The sequence below is a fragment of the Candidatus Pelagibacter sp. PS_02 genome (assembly GCF_059418065.1).
The window spans coordinates 709,310-727,523 of the sequence record NZ_CM182079.1; the positions used below are offsets into that span (position 1 = coordinate 709,310).

The 18,214-nt window shown below is 31.1% G+C and carries 16 protein-coding genes; 6 read left to right on the top strand and 10 right to left on the bottom strand.

The features are described from left to right. Positions 1–33 precede the first annotated feature (33 nt). From AC5SL4_RS03800 to AC5SL4_RS03830, 7 genes are read right to left on the bottom strand one after another with little or no spacing between them, the layout of a single operon-like run. Positions 34–747, bottom strand: coding sequence for an RNA methyltransferase (locus tag AC5SL4_RS03800; protein ID WP_271499695.1), 714 nt, complete (start codon positions 745–747; stop codon positions 34–36). Continuing rightward, a complete protein-coding gene (gene cimA / locus AC5SL4_RS03805) occupies positions 747–2,348 on the bottom strand; it encodes a citramalate synthase (RefSeq protein WP_271616015.1) in 1,602 nt (533 codons plus the stop codon). The genes AC5SL4_RS03800 and cimA overlap by 1 nt, the downstream gene beginning before the upstream one ends. Beyond that, a complete protein-coding gene (gene cysS / locus AC5SL4_RS03810) occupies positions 2,345–3,706 on the bottom strand; it encodes a cysteine--tRNA ligase (RefSeq protein WP_494587095.1) in 1,362 nt (453 codons plus the stop codon). The genes cimA and cysS overlap by 4 nt, the downstream gene beginning before the upstream one ends. Before the next feature lie 45 nt (positions 3,707–3,751). Continuing rightward, a complete protein-coding gene (gene nadE, locus AC5SL4_RS03815) occupies positions 3,752–4,489 on the bottom strand; it encodes an NAD(+) synthase (RefSeq protein ID WP_271485685.1) in 738 nt (245 codons plus the stop codon). Positions 4,490–4,528: 39 nt separating this feature from the next. Next, the gene (locus AC5SL4_RS03820; protein WP_011282167.1) at positions 4,529–5,908 is read right to left on the bottom strand and encodes a class II 3-deoxy-7-phosphoheptulonate synthase; all 1,380 of its coding nucleotides are present in this window, start codon (positions 5,906–5,908) and stop codon (positions 4,529–4,531) included. 35 nt (positions 5,909–5,943) lie between these two features. Then, on the bottom strand, positions 5,944–7,764 hold the full coding sequence (glmS, locus tag AC5SL4_RS03825; RefSeq protein ID WP_494587096.1) for a glutamine--fructose-6-phosphate transaminase (isomerizing): 1,821 nt from the start codon (positions 7,762–7,764) through the stop codon (positions 5,944–5,946). A 1-nt stretch (position 7,765) separates the two neighbouring features. Continuing rightward, positions 7,766–8,389: a DapH/DapD/GlmU-related protein gene (locus AC5SL4_RS03830; RefSeq protein WP_494587098.1), complete on the bottom strand. Its 624-nt coding sequence runs from the start codon at positions 8,387–8,389 to the stop codon at positions 7,766–7,768. Between the two features lie 70 nt (positions 8,390–8,459). Between AC5SL4_RS03830 and AC5SL4_RS03835 the strand changes: the two genes are divergently transcribed. From AC5SL4_RS03835 to AC5SL4_RS03850, 4 genes are read left to right on the top strand one after another with little or no spacing between them, the layout of a single operon-like run. Beyond that, on the top strand, positions 8,460–9,149 hold the full coding sequence (locus AC5SL4_RS03835; RefSeq protein ID WP_026225075.1) for an HAD-IA family hydrolase: 690 nt from the start codon (positions 8,460–8,462) through the stop codon (positions 9,147–9,149). A 50-nt stretch (positions 9,150–9,199) separates the two neighbouring features. After that, on the top strand, positions 9,200–10,702 hold the full coding sequence (locus AC5SL4_RS03840; protein ID WP_494587099.1) for an MmgE/PrpD family protein: 1,503 nt from the start codon (positions 9,200–9,202) through the stop codon (positions 10,700–10,702). Beyond that, a complete protein-coding gene (gene prpB, locus AC5SL4_RS03845; RefSeq protein WP_006996772.1) occupies positions 10,702–11,598 on the top strand; it encodes a methylisocitrate lyase in 897 nt (298 codons plus the stop codon). Before AC5SL4_RS03840 ends, prpB begins: the two co-directional genes overlap by 1 nt. After that, on the top strand, positions 11,598–12,722 hold the full coding sequence (locus tag AC5SL4_RS03850) for a bifunctional 2-methylcitrate synthase/citrate synthase (RefSeq protein WP_494587100.1): 1,125 nt from the start codon (positions 11,598–11,600) through the stop codon (positions 12,720–12,722). Before prpB ends, AC5SL4_RS03850 begins: the two co-directional genes overlap by 1 nt. On the opposite strand, the gene AC5SL4_RS03855 is transcribed toward AC5SL4_RS03850, so the two are convergent. Genes AC5SL4_RS03855 through AC5SL4_RS03865 form a run of 3 tightly spaced genes read right to left on the bottom strand, consistent with a single transcriptional unit; the run spans position 12,723 to position 16,310 of the window. After that, positions 12,723–13,349 (bottom strand): class I SAM-dependent methyltransferase, encoded by a 627-nt coding sequence (locus tag AC5SL4_RS03855; RefSeq protein ID WP_494587101.1) that lies wholly within the window; start codon positions 13,347–13,349, stop codon positions 12,723–12,725. A 4-nt stretch (positions 13,350–13,353) separates the two neighbouring features. Continuing rightward, on the bottom strand, positions 13,354–14,367 hold the full coding sequence (locus AC5SL4_RS03860; RefSeq protein WP_011282174.1) for a ribonucleotide-diphosphate reductase subunit beta: 1,014 nt from the start codon (positions 14,365–14,367) through the stop codon (positions 13,354–13,356). A 5-nt stretch (positions 14,368–14,372) separates the two neighbouring features. After that, positions 14,373–16,310, bottom strand: coding sequence for a ribonucleoside-diphosphate reductase subunit alpha (locus AC5SL4_RS03865; RefSeq protein ID WP_494587102.1), 1,938 nt, complete (start codon positions 16,308–16,310; stop codon positions 14,373–14,375). A gap of 156 nt (positions 16,311–16,466) precedes the next feature. On the opposite strand from AC5SL4_RS03865, the gene AC5SL4_RS03870 reads away from it, so the two are divergent. Next, positions 16,467–17,921 (top strand): phosphomannomutase/phosphoglucomutase, encoded by a 1,455-nt coding sequence (locus tag AC5SL4_RS03870; protein ID WP_494587103.1) that lies wholly within the window; start codon positions 16,467–16,469, stop codon positions 17,919–17,921. Next, the gene (locus tag AC5SL4_RS03875; protein WP_006996766.1) at positions 17,905–18,180 is read left to right on the top strand and encodes a hypothetical protein; all 276 of its coding nucleotides are present in this window, start codon (positions 17,905–17,907) and stop codon (positions 18,178–18,180) included. Before AC5SL4_RS03870 ends, AC5SL4_RS03875 begins: the two co-directional genes overlap by 17 nt. Positions 18,181–18,214: the final 34 nt, after the last annotated feature.

An 18,214-nucleotide genomic window follows, 5' to 3' on the forward strand; every position in this document is an offset into this window, starting at 1 on the left:
GTGGGTTTATAAACTTACTCATTATTTTGTCAATCAACCTTTTTTGGACAAACTTGCAAATACACTGGATAAAATACGTGTTTCTTTCTCAGAAAGCTCCATTTTAGAAAAAATGCTTCTTAAGTTTTCAAGCATAATAGGTCTCTTCTCCAAGGGTTTAAAAAAGTGTTTTTCCTCTAGTTTTTTGATACACAAGTTAGTCATAGCTTGAATATCCTTTTTGCTAGCTAAGGTTACTTTTTTTGATTTAGAATATTTTGCACCTTTTAGATTAATGATGCTTGCTACTGTATGAGCAATAATAATAACACTATGTGACAGGTTTAAAGATTTAAAATCAGGGTTAGTTGGGATTTGCATGGTGAAATTAGCATAACTAATCTCATTATTAGATAAACCAGATGCCTCAGAGCCAAATAAAAAAGCTATCTTTTTATTAAAATCAATTTTTTTTAAATCGTCTAAATTAATATGTTTAATATTTTTATTTCTAAACCTTGCAGATGTTGCAATAACACAATCTACCTTTTTTACAGCAGATTCTAAAGTTTCATGTACTTTAGCATTAATAATTAGATCTTTTGCACCAACTGACGTTGCTAAAATTTTATCATTTGGGAAAATTGGTTTTGGTTTAACAATAACTAACTTTTTAAAGTTAAAGTTTTTAACAGCTCTAGCACAAGCTCCAATATTTTCAGATAATTGAGGTTGATGTAAGATAAATGAGATATTATTAAAAGACATTAAAGACTTGCAGGAGCTTTATCTTTAAATAATTTATAATCTAAACTATCCACCAATGCTTTAAATGAAGCATCAATTATATTTGCTGAAACACCAATGGTGAACCAATTTTTGCCTTTTGAATCTGTGCTTTCTATTGAAACTCTAGTGATTGCCTCAGTACCTGTATTTAAAATTCTAACTTTGTAATCAACTAATTTTAAATCTTTTAAATATTTAGAGTATTTGTTTAATCGATCTACATTTTGTCTAATAGCATTATCTAGTGCATTAACAGGACCATTTCCTTCACCCGTACACATAATTTTTTCACCATCAACTTCAAGCTGAGCTTTTGCAGAAGAAACAATTGTGCCTGATGAATCTTTTTTAACAGAAACATCGTATTCTTTAATCAATATATACCTTGGTATTTTGCTAATAATCCTTCTGGCCAATAATTCAAAAGATGCGTCAGCACCATCATAACTATAACCTATAAATTCTCTATCTTTTACTTCATCTAAAAGTTTTTTAATTTTTGGATCGCTCTCTTCTATTTCTATACCAATAGTTTTTAATCTTGAGATTATATTGGATTTTCCAGATTGATCTGAAACTACTATGTTTCGAGAATTTCCAACTTCTACTGGATCAATATGTTCGTAAGTTTTTGGATCTTTTTGAACCGCTGATACATGAAGGCCACCTTTATGAGAAAAAGCAGCAGCACCAACGTATGGAAGATGTTTGTTAGGTTTTCTATTTAAAATCTCATCTAACAATCTAGAGCATTCTGTTAATTTTTTAATATTGTCTGGTTTAATTTTTAATTCAAAATTAGTTGCAAAATCTTCTTTTAAAAAAAAAGTAGGAATTAGTGACATTAAATTAGCATTACCACACCTTTCACCTAAACCATTAATGGTTCCTTGCACCTGTCTAACTCCAGCCCAAACTGCAGCTAAAGAATTCGCAACTGCATTACCCGTATCATTGTGTGCATGTATCCCTAAATTTTTTCCAGGTATAGTTTTAGAAACTTCTGTAACTATTTTTGTAATTTCATGAGGTAAGGTTCCACCATTAGTGTCACATAAAACAATCCACCTTGCTCCCTCATCAAATGCTGCTTTAAGACATGATAAAGCATAATTTGGATTGGCTTTGTATCCATCAAAGAAATGTTCTGCATCAAACATGAATTCTTTATTCATTTTAACAAAGTGTTTTGCTGTCTCTTTAATGTTTTCTAAGTTTTCTTCATTAGAAATCCCAAGTGCTATATCAACATGAAAATCCCAAGATTTTCCTACAATACAAACTGCCGGTGTGTTTGAGTTTAAAAGTGCTGATAGTCCAGGATCATTATCGGCACTACGACCAGTTCTTTTGGTCATACCAAAAGATGTTAGTTTAGCATTATTAAATGAATGTTTTTTTTGAAAAAATTCAGTATCCGTAGGGTTGGCTCCTGGCCACCCACCCTCAATATAATCAACACCTAAATTATCTAAAGCTGAGGCAATTTTCAATTTATCATCTACAGAAAAGTCTACACCTTGTGTTTGTGCACCATCTCTTAGTGTTGTATCAAATATAAAAAGTTGTTGTTTGCTCATTTTAGTTTCCAAATTGTTTTACCATCTTTGTCTTCTATTAAAACCCCTTTATCTAAAAGCTTATCTCTAATGATATCAGCTTCTTTATAATTCTTATCTTCTCTTGCTTTGTTTCTAAGTGAAATCATTTCCAAAATATCATCTTCATTAATGGATAATTTTTTCTTTTTAAATTCCATCCACTCTTCTTTTGTTTTATTTAAAATACCAATAAAATTACAAGCTAATACAAATAAACTTTTCTCTTCATTTCCTCCTTTTAAGGCCTTATCATACAGTTGATGTAACTTTGCAATGTAGCCAGGTGTATTCAAATCATCGTATAATGGAGACAAAATATCTTCATCTAAAACTATTTTGTCTTTTGGGGGTAAATAAACTTCATACCATTTATCAATAGTATTTTTGCAATCTTCTAAGAGCTTTTCGTTCCAGTCTAATGGTTGTTTGTAGTGAGCACTCATAAGAGCAAGTTTTAAAACTTGTCCATCAACAGTATCTTTAAAATCTTTAATCTTAAGTATGTTGCCAGTTGATTTAGCCATTTTTTCATTGGACATAGTAATAAATGCGTTATGGATCCAATAATTTGCAAAAACTTTAGTATCATTCGCACATCTTGATTGTGCAATTTCATTTTCGTGATGTGGAAAAATTAAATCAATTCCACCTCCGTGAATATCGAATATGTTACCTAGATATTTTTTAGACATTGCAGAACATTCTAAATGCCAACCAGGTCTTCCTTTACCCCAAGGAGAATCCCAAGAAGGTTCATCATCCTTAGAGGGTTTCCATAATACAAAGTCTTCTGATTTTTTTTTATTCTCTGAAACTTCTACTCTAGATCCTGCAATTAAATCTTCTAGTTTTTTATTCGATAATTTTCCATAATCATCAAATTTGCTAACTTCAAAATAAACATGGTCGTTTACCACATAAGCAAAATCTTTTTCTATTAAAGTTGATATCATTTTAATCATGAGATCAATATGATCTGTTGCTTTTGGTTGTTGTGATGGATTATCTAAATTTAAGTAATTACAATCATCATTAAAATCTTTAATAACATTGTTTGTTAATTCTGATATTGAAAGATTTTTTTCTTTTGCTGATTTAATTATCTTATCATCAACGTCTGTAATATTTCTTATATAATTTATTTTATCATGACCATATTTTGATTTTAAAACTTTGAACAAAATATCAAAAATAACAAGAGGTCTTGCGTTCCCAATGTGTGGGTTGTCATAAACGGTTGGACCACAAACATACATTCCAATGTTTTCTTTATTTATTGGAACAAATTTTTCTTTTTTATTGTTTAGATTGTTTGTTAAAAAAATATCCTTGTTCATTATCTTAGAATTATACTTTAATTATAGATTTGTGAATCTATAAGATTAGTTGGGAATCTTGCAAACTGGGATTGGTTCCATTTTATGCAAGTTTATCTTTCTTATTTTTTCGTATTTTTCACGATTTATTGAATTAACATTGTTCATAGCTTCTTCTAATTCCTCGTATTTAAGACCTAACTGACCTTCATCAGTTCTACCATCATCCCATAATCCATCTGTTGGAGCAGCATCAATTATCTCTTGAAGAATATTAATAGATTTACCTATTTCCCATACTTCTGATTTATTGCAATCCGCAATAGGAGATATATCAACTCCACCATCTCCATATTTTGTATAAAACCCTACTCCAAAATCCTCAACTTTATTTCCAGTACCAACTACAATACCTTTGTTTGCAGCTGCTACTTGATAAAGAGTGGTCATTCTAATTCTTGCTCTAGAATTTGCCATTCCAAGTTCACTATCAAAATTAGATAGCGTACTCTCAAACGTTTCAAATAATTTATCTAAATTTATTGTGTGTGCTTCAACATTATCAAAATTTTTAACAAGCCATTCTTGATGTTTTAAGCTTAAGTCATGTTGTGATGATTTTTGTTTAATGGGCATTGATAAAACAATTGTTTTAATACCTGTCATTGCGCTCAATGTACTTGATACAGAAGAGTCTATTCCCCCAGAAATTCCAATGATTAAAGATTGAGCCTTACTTGGCATCTTGTTAACGTAATCTTTAATCCAATTGCTTATAAATTGTGCTTTTTCTAATGGTTTCATTTCCTAAAATTTAAACGAAATTGTATTCAATACAATGGTTTAAGATGCCGCTTTAATATTTTTTTTAGAATAAGCGGCATTTTTTTTAATCTCATCAGAAATTAAAAAAGCTAACTCTAATGCTTGGTTAGCATTAAGTCTTGGATCGCAATGAGTGTGGTAACGGCTAGATAAATCTTGGTCAGATATTTTCTGAGCACCACCTGTGCATTCCGTAACATTTTGACCAGTCATTTCAATGTGTAATCCACCTGCATAACTTCCTTCACTTTGGTGGCATTCAAAAACATTTTTTACTTCTTTGACAACACTATTAAAGGGTCTTGTTTTAAATCCAGTTGTAGCTTTAATTGTATTTCCATGACAAGGATCACATGACCATATTACATTTAAACCTTCTTTTTTAATTGCTCTTATTAATTTTGGTAAAAATTTAGAAACATTTTCATGACCAAATCTAGAAATTAAAGTTATTTTACCTTTTTCATTATTTGGATTAATTTTATTGCAAAGATTTATCAAGTCTTCAGCTTTTAATGTTGGTCCACATTTAATTCCAATTGGATTTTCAATTCCTCTACAAAACTCAACATGTCCACCATCTAGTTGTCTTGTTCTATCTCCTATCCAAACAAAGTGAGCTGAGGTATCATGATATTCACCTGTTGTTGAATCTACTCTCGTCATTGCTTGTTCAAAAGGAAGTAATAAAGCTTCATGTGAAGTCCAAAAGTTTACTGTTTTTAATCTTCTATTAAAGTCAGAATTAATTCCACAAGCATCCATAAATGCTAAGGCATCTGCAATTCTATCTTCTAAATCTTTAAATTTTTTTGCAGCTGGAGAGTTTTTAATAAACCCTAAGTTCCAAGTATGTACTTTTTTAAGATCAGCAAAACCTCCATGAGAGAAGGCTCTTATAAGGTTAAGCGTTGATGCAGATTGAGAATAAGCTTTAAAAAGTCTTTTTGGATCAGGAACTCTTGATTTTTCATTAAATTCCATTCCATTAATATTATCACCTAGGTAACTAGGCAGTTCAACACCATCAATATTTTCAACAGGAGAACTTCTTGGTTTTGAAAACTGTCCAGCAATTCTTCCAAGTTTAATAACAGGTAATGATGCCGAATAAGTAAGCACTAACGACATTTGCAGTATCAGTTTAAATGTATCTCTAATGTTGTCAGGATGAAATTCTGCAAAACTTTCTGCACAATCTCCACCTTGTAATAAAAAAGCTTTTCCATCGACAACATCAGCTAATTGTTCTTTTAAATGTCTCGTCTCACCAGCAAAAACTAATGGGGGAAAATCTTTAATTTTACTTAAAACACCATCCAATTCTTTTTGATCAGGATATTCAGGAATGTGTTTTACAGGATAATTTCTCCAGCTATTTATTTTCCAATTTTTCATGTTCAACCTAGGGGTGTTGTAGCAGAGTTTAATTATTATTCAACTGTGACTGATTTTGCTAAATTTCTAGGTTTATCAATGTCATACCCTTTTTTTAGAGCTGAATAATAAGCTAATTTTTGCAATGGAACAGTTAATAAAAAAGGTAACAAGTCATCATTGGCACTTTCAACTAATACCGTTTCCCAAATATTTTCTGAAAAAACTTCGTCTTTGCTCTTGTTAGTAATCAATAAAACTTTAGCTCCTCTTGCTATTACTTCCTGCATATTGGAAATTGTTTTTTTATAATAATTATCTCTTGGAGCTAAGACAACAACTGGCATTCCATCTTCAATTAAAGCTAAAGGACCATGTTTCATCTCACCTGCAGGGTACCCTTCAGCATGAACGTAAGCTAATTCTTTTAATTTTAACGCCCCTTCTAATGCAATTGGGTAAGAAAAGCCTCTGCCTAAAAACATCGAACCTTTTGCATCAGTAAATGAACTTGAAACTGTCTGGATTTTACTCTCTGTAAGTAAAGTTTGCTCAACTAATTTAGGTAATAACTTTAAGTCTTTAATTTTGTTTAAATATAAATCTTTGTCCAAGTCTTTTCTTAAAATTCCTAATTTTAATACCAAAATATATAAAACCAACATTTGACCCATAAAAGCTTTTGTGGATGCAACACCAATTTCTTGCCCACAATGAATGGGTAAAACAAAGTTAGAGTCCCTTGCAATAGAGCTTTCTATAACATTAACTACACTGCAAGTTTTCATGTTATTTTTATTACATAAATCTAGGGCCGCATAAGTGTCCGCTGTTTCACCAGACTGAGAAACAAAAATATATAAATTATCATCTTTAAATCTATTTTTTCGGTATCTAAACTCAGATGCAATATCAATTGTTACTTCAAGTGTAGTATTTTCTTCAAACCAATACTTTGCCATTAAACAAGAGTGATAAGCTGTACCACAACCAATTAAAGTAACTGAAGAAATTTCTTTAATATTCCAGGGAAAATTGTAGATGTTGATGTCGTTGTTAATCTTATCTACATACTCATTTATACAGTTCTTTAATGTTGTAGGCTGTTCTTCAATCTCTTTTGCCATAAAGTGTTTAAAATCACCTTTGTCATAATCCTGTTCTTTTGAAGATAATTCTAAAACTTTTTTATTAACCTTTAAGCCTTCTTCATCAAAAAACTCAACTTGGTCTTTTTTTATAATGCAAAACTCTCCATCATTTAAATATGAAATTTTATTAGTCATAGACTTTAAAGCGTAAGAGTCTGAACCTAAATAATTTTCATTAGGACCATAACCAACTGCAAGTGGAGACCCTCTTCTAGCACCCACTATAAGATCTGGTTGATCTTTAAAAATTATACCTAAAGCAAAACTTCCATGTAATTGTTTAAGGGTTTTAATAATTGCCTCTTTTAAATTTAGTTCTTTTAAATACTCTGTTATTAAATGTACAATTACCTCGGTATCTGTTTGAGATTTAAATACATGACCCTTGTTTATTAAATACTTTTTTAAAAGTGTAGAATTTTCAATAATCCCATTATGTACAACCGATACACTCTCTGAAGAATGAGGATGTGCGTTAATAGTATTTGGAATACCGTGCGTTGCCCATCTAACATGCCCAATTCCAATAGGGCCTGACATATTCTTAACAGCAAGGTTTTTTTCTAAAATATCAACTCTACCTTCTGATTTTGCTTCACTTACAATTCCATTTGATAATGTGGCAATTCCTGCAGAGTCGTATCCTCTATATTCTAATTTTCTAAGAGAATTAATAATTGTAGATGAAACCGGTTTATTACTAGCTATACCTATTATTCCACACATTTTATTTTGTTCTTCTTTTGTAGTTTTTAACTTCTGTTTGAGCGCTTCTAGTTAAAGCTAATGAATTTTTTTTAACTTTCTTTGTAATAACTGATCCTGCCCCAACAATACTATTTTTTTCAAGAGTAATTGGTGCAACTAATGATGAGTTAGATCCTATAAATACATTATCTCTAATTTTTGTTTTACTTTTTTTAACACCGTCATAATTGCAGGTAATTGTACCAGCTCCAACATTTACACCTTTACCCAATTCACTATCACCAATGTAGGATAAATGATTAATTTTTGATTTTTTCCCAACTGAACTTTTCTTAACTTCTACAAAATTTCCAATTTTTGATCCATCTTCAAGAATAGTTCCTGGTCTTAGTCGTGCATAAGGTCCGACTTCAACTTTATTTTTTATTTTACAGTCTTCTAAATGTGAAAATGAATTGATGGTTACATTGTTGCCAATTTTAACTTTTTTCCCAATGACTACATATGGATTAATAGTAACGTTTTTTCCAATCTTTGTGTCTTTAGAAAAAAAAATAGTTTCAGGACCAATCATCTTTACACCAGACTTGATAAAAAATTTACGAAGTTTTTCTTGTTCAATATTAGAATTTATTTGTTTCATCTGGAAATATTTTTATATTAAGTGTATAGATAGCTTAATTCACAATTTATTTCTTAAAAATACTTTATTAATGACTCAAAAATACTCAATATTATTTGACCTAGATGGAACATTAGTCGATACCGCACCTGATTTAATGAATGCTCATAATCATGTAATGAGAAAATATGGTTATCCTACCAAATCTACTGCTGACATTAGAAATTTAGTAGGTCAAGGCGCTGGAGCAATGATTGGTAGATCTATATGGGGACAAGCAAAAAAAGAATTTGGTAAAATTGATGATCAAAAAATTAAAGCTGAAATGGTTAAAGATTTTGTTAATTTTTATGGAAAAAATATCATTAAAGAAAGCACACTTATTAACGGGGTAAAAGAATTTCTAAAATGGTGTAAAGAAAAAGAAATTTCAATGGCAGTTTGTACTAATAAACAAGAACACTTAGCAATTGATCTTTTAAAAAAGATTGGAATTTATGATTACTTTGAGTACGTTGCTGGTTCAGATACTTTTGATTATTGCAAACCCGATCCTAGACACATAACAAGTATTATTGAAATCATCGGGGGTGATGTAAAAAAATCTCTAATGTTTGGTGATAGTGAAACTGATGCAAATGCAGCAAAGGCTGCCTCTGTTCCTGTTATTTTATTAGAAAATGGTTATACAGAAAAAAATTCTAATGAAATTTACCATAATCATTTAATAAAAGACTTTATTGGTGTTGAAAAAATAGTTTCAACTTACTTAAAAGATTGATTTAATTTTTTTTCTTACTATTAATAGGTTTGCACAATTAAGGAGGCCTAATGATTTCACATAAAGTTAAAGTTTACCCATCAAAAATTGATTTACCTAAAAAAAATCAATTAGCATGGAAAATTGCTGAAATTGCCTCTGATAATGCAAAATTAGATAAGGCAGCCATTGAGATGGTTATTAATAGAATAATTGATAATGCTTCAGTTGCCATTGCTTCTTTAAATAGGAGAGCGGTTATCTCTTCAAGAGAAATGGCCCTAAAGCATCCTAGAAAAAATGGTGCAAATTTATTTGGTATTGATTCAAAATTAAAATTTGATTGTGAATGGGCTGCTTGGTCCAATGGAACAGCTGTTAGAGAGCTTGATTTTCATGATACTTTTTTAGCAGAAGATTACAGTCACCCTGGAGATAACATTCCACCCATCTTAAGTGTTGCACAACAAACTAAAAAAAGTGGACTAGATTTGTTAAGAGGAATTATCACTGGTTATGAAGTTCAAGTTAATTTAGTTAAAGGAATTTGTTTGCATAAACATAAAATAGATCACATAGCACACTTAGGACCAAGTGTTGCTGCAGGTTTGGGTACAATGTTAAAGCTAAACACTGAAACAATTTATCAAGCAGTTCAACAAGCTCTACATACAACAGTTTCAACAAGACAATCTAGAAAAGGTGAAATCTCTAGTTGGAAAGCTTACGCCCCTGCTCATGCTGGTAAACTTGCAATTGAAGCAGTTGATAGAGCAATGCGTGGTGAAGGTGCGCCAAGTCCTATTTATGAAGGAGAAGACAGTGTTATAGCTAGAATATTAGATGGCAAGAAAGCTTTATACAGTGTTCCTCTTCCTAAGAAAAAAGAATCTAAGAAAGCGATACTTGAGACCTATACAAAAGAATATTCAGCTGAGTATCAGTCTCAAGCACTAATAGATATTGCTAAAAAACTTAATAAGAAAATTCCTAATTTAAATCAAATTAAAAAAATTGATATTCACACAAGTCATCACACTCATTACGTAATTGGAACTGGTGCAAATGATCCACAAAAAATGGATCCAAATGCAAGTAGAGAAACACTTGATCACTCTATTATGTACATTTTTGCAGTAGCACTTGAGGATGCTGATTGGCACCATGTTAAATCATATACTAAACAAAGAGCTAATAGAAAAAGCACTATAAAAATTTGGAAATCAATTACGACGTTTGAAGATAAAAAATGGACTAAAAAATATCACGATCCTAATCCAAAAAATAAATCATTTGGTGCAAGAGTTGTAGTTACTTTAAATAATGGTAAAAAAATTACAGAACAATTAGATAGAGCAGATGCTCATCCTTATGGAGCACGTCCGTTTAAAAGACAAAATTATATAAATAAGTTTTTAACGTTAACAGACGGTATCTTAGATAAAAAAGAGAGTGCACGTTTCTTAAAAGTTGTTCAAAATCTTAAAAACCTGAAAGCTGGAGAGTTAAATAAATTAAACATCCAGGTTAAAAGAAGTCAGATAAAGAAAAATACGAAACAAGGAATTTTTTAATGCATTTTGTAGAAAAAGAGCCCAGTCAAAAAAGAGCTGACTTTGTTAGTAAACTAAAATCAAATAAAATTTTAAGAGTTCCTGGTGCTTATAATCCACTAACAGCAAAACTAATTGAAGAAATTGGGTATGATGCAGTTTATGTATCAGGTGGAGTTATGGCTAATGATTTAGGTTTTCCAGATATAGGTTTAACTACGCTTCAAGATGTTAGTACTAGATCTTATTTAATATCTAGAGTTACAAGTTTACCTACCATCGTTGATATCGACACTGGCTTTAAGTCTTGTGAAGAAACTATTAAAACTTTTGAAGAATTTGGGGTGTCAGCAGTTCACTTAGAAGATCAAGTAGAACGAAAAAGATGTGGGCACTTAGATAACAAAGAATTAATTTCAACTGAAGCAATGGTTAAGAAAATTAAAGAATGTGTAGCCGCAAAACAAGATGAAAATTTTAAAATTATAGCAAGATCTGATGCTAAAGGAGTTGAGGGAATAGATAAGATGATTGATAGATGTAAGGCATATATTGATGCTGGAGCTGAAATTATTTTCCCAGAAGCTTTACAGGATGAAAAAGATTTTGAAAAAGTTAGAAAAGAATTATCATGTTACTTACTGGCTAATATGACAGAATTTGGAAAATCTAAGTTATTCAATTACAAAGAGTTAGAAAATTTTGGGTATAATATTGTGATTTATCCAGTAACCACACAAAGATTAGCTATGAAAAATGTAGAAGATGGTCTTAGAGACATTTTTGTGAATGGACATCAGAACAACATTATTGATAAAATGCAAACTAGAAAAAGACTTTACGAATTAGTAGAATATGAAAAGTACAATTCGTTAGATGAAAAAATTTATAACTTTAGTACGGAAGGACATGAATAATGAGTGATGATATTAAAAAAGGTTTACTAGGGATAGTTGTTGATGAAACAGAAATTTCAAAAGTTATGCCAGAAATCAACTCTCTTACTTATAGAGGTTATGCAGCTCAAGATTTATGTGCAAGATGTGATTTTGAAGAAGTTGCTTACTTAATTTTAAATAAAGAATTACCTAATAAAAAACAATTAAAGGAATTTAAGAAAGAATTATCTAAAGAAATAACTTTATCTAAAAATTTATTAAGTATTTTAAAAAAAATACCTAAAAATTCTCATCCAATGGATGTTGCAAGAACAGCTGTTAGTGTCATGGGTCTTGAAGACAAACAAACTAAAGATAGCTCACCAAAAGCAAATTTAAGAAAGGCTATTAGAATTCTTGCAAAAACACCTACTGCCCTAGCAGCTTTTTACAGACTTCGAAAAGGGAAAAAAATTATAGCTCCAAAAAAAAATCTTACTTTTTCTGAAAACTTTTTCCATATGTGTTTTGGAAAAGTTCCTGAAAAAGAAATTGTTAAAGCTTTCGATGTATCACTAATTTTATACGCTGAGCATAGTTTTAACGTATCCACATTTACTGCAAGAACTATTACCAGTAGTTTATCTGATATTCATGGAGCAATCACAGGTGCGATTGCTAGTTTAAAAGGTCCTCTTCATGGTGGTGCTAATGAAGAAGTAATGCACATGATGAAGAAAATTAAAAAACCTGAGAACGCTTTAAAATGGATTACGAAGGCTCTTAAAAACAAAGATGTGGTGATGGGATTTGGTCATAGAGTTTACAAAAGTGGAGATTCAAGAGTTCCAACCATGAGAGAATACTTTAAAAGAGTAGCTATTATTAAAAAAGATAAAACATTTGAAAAAATTTATGACATTGTTGAAAAGGTAATGATTAAAGAAAAGAATATTTATCCAAATGTTGATTATCCAACAGGTCCTACTTACCATTTAATGGGTTTTGATACTGATTTCTTTACCCCAATATTTGTAATTTCAAGAATTACAGGTTGGTCAGCTCATATTATGGAGCAGCATGCTGCTAATAAATTAATTAGACCGCTTGCAAGTTATAAAGGTAGTAAGCACAGAAAAGTAATACAGCTTAACCAAAGATAATTAATTTTTTTCTATTTTAGCAAATCTTTCGAAAATAATTTCTGATTTGAGATTGTTATCTCTAACAAATTCATCTATGGCTTGTTTGACCCCTGGTGCTTGACTTAAGTTGTAGTCATCACAAAGAATGGTTCCATTATTATCTAGAACTGGTTTTGAATAATGAAGGTCATTTTTAACCGTCTCATAAGCATGTCCTCCATCTAAAAAGACATAGTCAATTTGAGACATATCCATCTTTTTTAAAAGTAAATTTGAATTCCCTTTAATTAAATGAATATTTTCTTTAAATTTTTTTAAAAGATAGGTTACCGCCTCAACTGAGTATGGATCTTGTCTTAAGATATACTTGAAATATATTTGCTTTAACGGATTATTAAACTTAGTGTTTGGTATAACTTCATTAGCATTTTCAGCACTTTCACCAAACAAATCTAATCCTATATATTTGAAATCACTTCCATGAATGCTGTGTAATAACTCACAAACATTTCGTGCAGTAACACCATGAAACACACCAATCTCTAGGAAATTTTTAGGTTTCTTGGAGGCTATTTCATTAAGAAAATGCTCTCCAATACCTTCTTGTTTAAGGCTAGTTTTTCTAAAATATTTCTTATATTTCAAAAGATTAACTAAAAGCTTCTGTCCAAGTTCCTTGAGTTGCTGCTTTAGAATATTCAGTAGAACGACCTTCAAAGAAGTTCATATGCTCAACCGCATTCAACATAGAATCTAACCAAGTAAGTGGATTTTTGTCCACATCATAAATTGGCTCTAATCCAAGCTGAGATAATCTTCTGTTAGCAATAAATCTTATATAAAGTTTTACATCTTGTGCTGTAAGACCTTGCATAGGACCCATTTCAAAAGCTAAATCAATGAAAGCATCTTCATGCTCAATGATTGTTCTACATGCTTTGTAAAGTTCTGCTTTTAATTCAGGAGTCCAGATTTCTGGGTTCTCATGAATGAACTCTTTAAACAATCTAATCATAGAATTACAGTGCAACGTTTCATCTCTTACTGACCAAGTAACAATTTGGCCCATCCCTTTCATTTTATTATGTCTTGGGAAGTTAAGTAAGATTGCAAAACTTGCAAACAATTGTAAGCCTTCAGTGAACGCACTAAATACAGCTACCGTTAACGCAATATCTTTTTTTGAACTCATGTCAAAATTTTGCATGTAATCGTATTTATCTTTCATCTCTTTATATTTCATGAACGCTGAATATTCAGATTCAGGCATTCCAATCGTATCAAGTAAATGAGAGTAAGCAGCGATGTGAACTGTTTCCATCGAAGCAAAAGCAGTCATCATCATTAAAACTTCTGTAGGTTTAAACACAGTTGTATAATGTCTTAAATAACAATTTTGTACTTCAACATCAGCTTGAGTAAAAAATCTAAAAATTTGTGTTAATAAATTTTTTTCTGACTGAGTTAAATTTTTCTGCCAATCTCTAACATCATCACCAAGAGGCACTTCCTCTGGTAACCAATGGATTCTTTGTTGAGTTAACCAAGCATCATAACACCATGGGTATCTAAAAGGTTTGTAAACTGGGTTTTCAACTAGTAGTCCCATTTTTTGGGGTTTAACTATTTCCTCTTTTGGTGGTTGAATAATTTTAGTATTCATTTTTTCTACTGACATGATAGGCACTCCTCGTATTCTGGTTGTTCAGTTGTTTGTGGTTTTGATTTGTAAACATTTGCGTTAACATCTGTTGCTTTAGTGTCATTAACATTTTCCGCACGTTGAATTGATTTTGATCTACAGTAATAAAGGCTCTTTAAACCTTTTTTCCAAGCATCAAAATGAATTTTGTGTAATTCTCTTTTGTGAATATCAGCTGGTACAAATAAGTTAATTGATTGAGCTTGAGAAATATACGGTGTTCTATCTCCACTTAACTCAATAATCCATTTTTGATCCAACTCAAAAGCAGTTTTGAAAACATCTTTTTCTAAATCAGTTAAAAAATCTAAATGAGAAACGGACCCTTGATTTGTTGTAATACCAGACCAAACTTCATCAGTATTTTTCCCATGTTTTTCTAATAATTCTACTAAGTATCTGTTTCTAACATTAAATGAACCTGAAAGAGTTTTGTGCGTGTAACTATTTGCTGCAACTGGCTCTACTCCAGGGGATGCTCCACCACAGATAATAGAAATAGAAGCTGTTGGTGCAATTGCTGTTTTGTTAGAAAATCTTTCATTATAACCATAGTCAGCAGCATCTGGACAAGCTCCTCTTTCATCAGCTAAATCTTTTGAGGCTTGATCAACATGTTCTTGAATATGTTTGAATATCTTTTTATTCCAAGCTTTACTCATCACAGATTCAAGTGGAATACTATGCTTTTGCAAATAAGAATGGAAACCCATAACACCTAGGCCAACACTTCTTTCTTTTTCAGCAGAATATTTTGCATCATCAAATTGCTCTGGAGCTCTTTCAATAAAATCAGTTAATACGTTATCTAAAAATCTCATAACATCATTGATCATAACGTTATCGTCTTTCCACTCATCATACTTTTCTAAGTTTAAAGATGATAAACAACATACAGCAGTTCTATCTCTGCCATTTTTATCTATTCCAGTAGGTAATGTGATCTCACTACAAAGGTTAGAAGTTTTAACAGTTAGATTTGCTAACTTATGGTGTTGTGGAATTTGTCTGTTAACTGTATCGATATAGATAATATAAGGTTCACCCGTTTCAATTCTTGCAGTTAATAATCTAATCCATAAATTTCTTGCAGAGATCGTTTGTTGTACAGTTCCATCAGCAGGACTTTTTAGTGCCCACTGCCCATCTGTTTCAACCGCTCTCATAAATGCATCAGATACTAAAACGCCGTGATGAAGATTTAATGCTTTTCTATTTGGATCTCCACCTGTGGGTCTTCTCATTTCAATAAACTCTTCAATTTCAGGATGCTCAATTGGAAGATAACAAGCAGCAGATCCTCTTCTTAATGAACCTTGGCTAATCGCCATTGTTAACGAGTCCATTACTTTAATGAAAGGAATTATTCCAGATGTCTTTCCAACTTTACCAATTTTTTCTCCAATAGATCTAAGGTTACCCCAGTAACTTCCGATCCCACCACCTTTAGCAGCTAACCAAACGTTCTCACTCCATAAATCTAATATTCCATTTAAACTATCTGATGCTTCATTTAAAAAACATGAAATGGGTAAACCTCTTTTAGTTCCACCATTTGATAAAACTGGAGTTGCTGGCATGAACCATAAATTACTAATGTAGTTATAAATTCTTTGTGCATGTAAATTGTCATCTGCATATGAACTTGCAACACGAGCAAATAAATCTTGATAAGATTCGTTATGACCCAAGTATCTATCTTTTAAAGTTGCTCTACCAAAGTCAGTTAATTTACTATCTCTTGATCTATCAATTTTAATAATGATGCCTTTTTCATTTTGAAAAAGTTCAGTGTCATTACTAAGTGAAAATAAATCTGGTCCTTTATTTTTTGAAAGTTCGCTATTATCTGGGCTATACTCGGAGACAGCTTTCTTGAGTGCCTGTGATAGAATTTTGTTCATAAATTTTAAGTTTTTTAAGTTTTTTTTACAAAACAACTACATGTTGTATGCTGAAAGCATTGATACACCATATAAATCATTATTCAACAGAACATTTATAGAACATATAAAAAAAATATCAATAAAAAAATAAAATGAATGTAAGAAAGGTTAACAATGACAACAGAATTAAAAATAGATCCATATGGCTTTAGAGAGTATGACGCAAGGTGGCTGTATGAGAAGGACATAAACCAACTTGGAATAGAGAATCTAGGTAAAGGTTTAGGCACTCAAATTATAAAACATACAAAAAAAACTAACCCAAGAGTAATTGTTGGTCATGATTATAGATCTTACAGTGAAGAAATAAAATCTGCTCTTAAAAAAGGACTACTTTCAACGGGATGCAATATTGAAGATATAGGTTTGTCATTGTCCCCTACTGTTTATTTCGCGCAATTTAATTTAGATGCTGATGCTGTTGCAATGGTAACTGCTAGTCACAATGAAAATGGTTGGACTGGAGTTAAAATGGGTATCAAAAAAGGATTAACCCATGCACCAGAAGAGATGAAAGAATTAAAAGAAATAACTTTAAATGAAAATTTCACAAAAGGTGAAGGAGTTGAAAAACAAATAGAAGGTTTTCAACAAATTTATAAAGATGATTTAATAAATAAAAATAAAATCACAAAAAAAATTAAAGCAGTTGTTGCATGTGGTAATGGGACGGCTGGAATATTTGCCCCTGAAATTTTAAGAGGAATTGGTTGTGAAGTAATTGAGCTTGATTGTGATCTTGATTGGACTTTTCCAAAATATAATCCAAATCCAGAAGATTTAGAAATGTTACATGCAATCGCAAAAGCTGTAAAAGATAATAATGCTGATATTGGTTTTGGCTTTGATGGTGATGGTGACAGAGTTGGTGTGATAGACAACATTGGAGATGAAATCTTTTCAGATAAAATTGGATTATTGATTGCAAGAAACTTATCTAAAACTCATAAAAATTCGAAGTTTATTGTCGATGTTAAATCAACTGGACTGTACGCAACTGATAAAGTTTTAAGTAAGAATAACTGTCAAACCATTTATTGGAAGACGGGACATTCTCACATTAAAAGAAAAGTTAATACTGAAAAAGCTTTAGCTGGATTTGAGAAAAGTGGTCACTTTTTCTTTAACCAACCTTTAGGTTTTGGTTATGATGATGGAATTAATTCTGCAATTCATGTGTGTCATTTATTAGATAACGAAAACAAATCGATGAATGAGATTATAAAAGAACTGCCTAATACTTTTCAAACTCCAACCATGGCACCTTTTTGTAAAGATGAAGAAAAATATCAAGTAGTTGAAGAATTAGTTAAACAAGTAAATGAAATTAAAGTTAATAAAACTAAAATTGATGACCAGGAGATTAGTGAAGTACTAACCGTTAATGGTATCAGATTTTCTTTTAAAGATGGATCATGGGGATTAATTAGAGCCTCATCTAATAAACCATCTCTTGTAATTGTTACTGAAAGTCCAACATCGAATGAGAGAAAGAAAAAGATCTTTGATTTTATTGATGATCTTTTACAAAAAACTGGCAAAGTTGGCGAATATGATCAAAAAATATAAATATTTACTAATTTTTATCCTCCTGTTTACCTCTAAAAGTCACGCTTTAAGCCCTGAATATGAGAAGGAATTGTACATTGGCTGTTACTCTAACTCTAAAGCTTATATTGGCCCAGATGGCGCTAAAATATACTGTCAGTGTACCGTTGATAAATTAAGCGCAAAATTTAGTGATGAAGAGATGGATGAAGTCTTCAGCAAAGAGCCTGAAGAGATTATGGAGCAAACAGCATTTGCGACAGAAGATTGTGAAAAATAATAATTAAAGCTTTTAAAATAATCAAATAATTAAT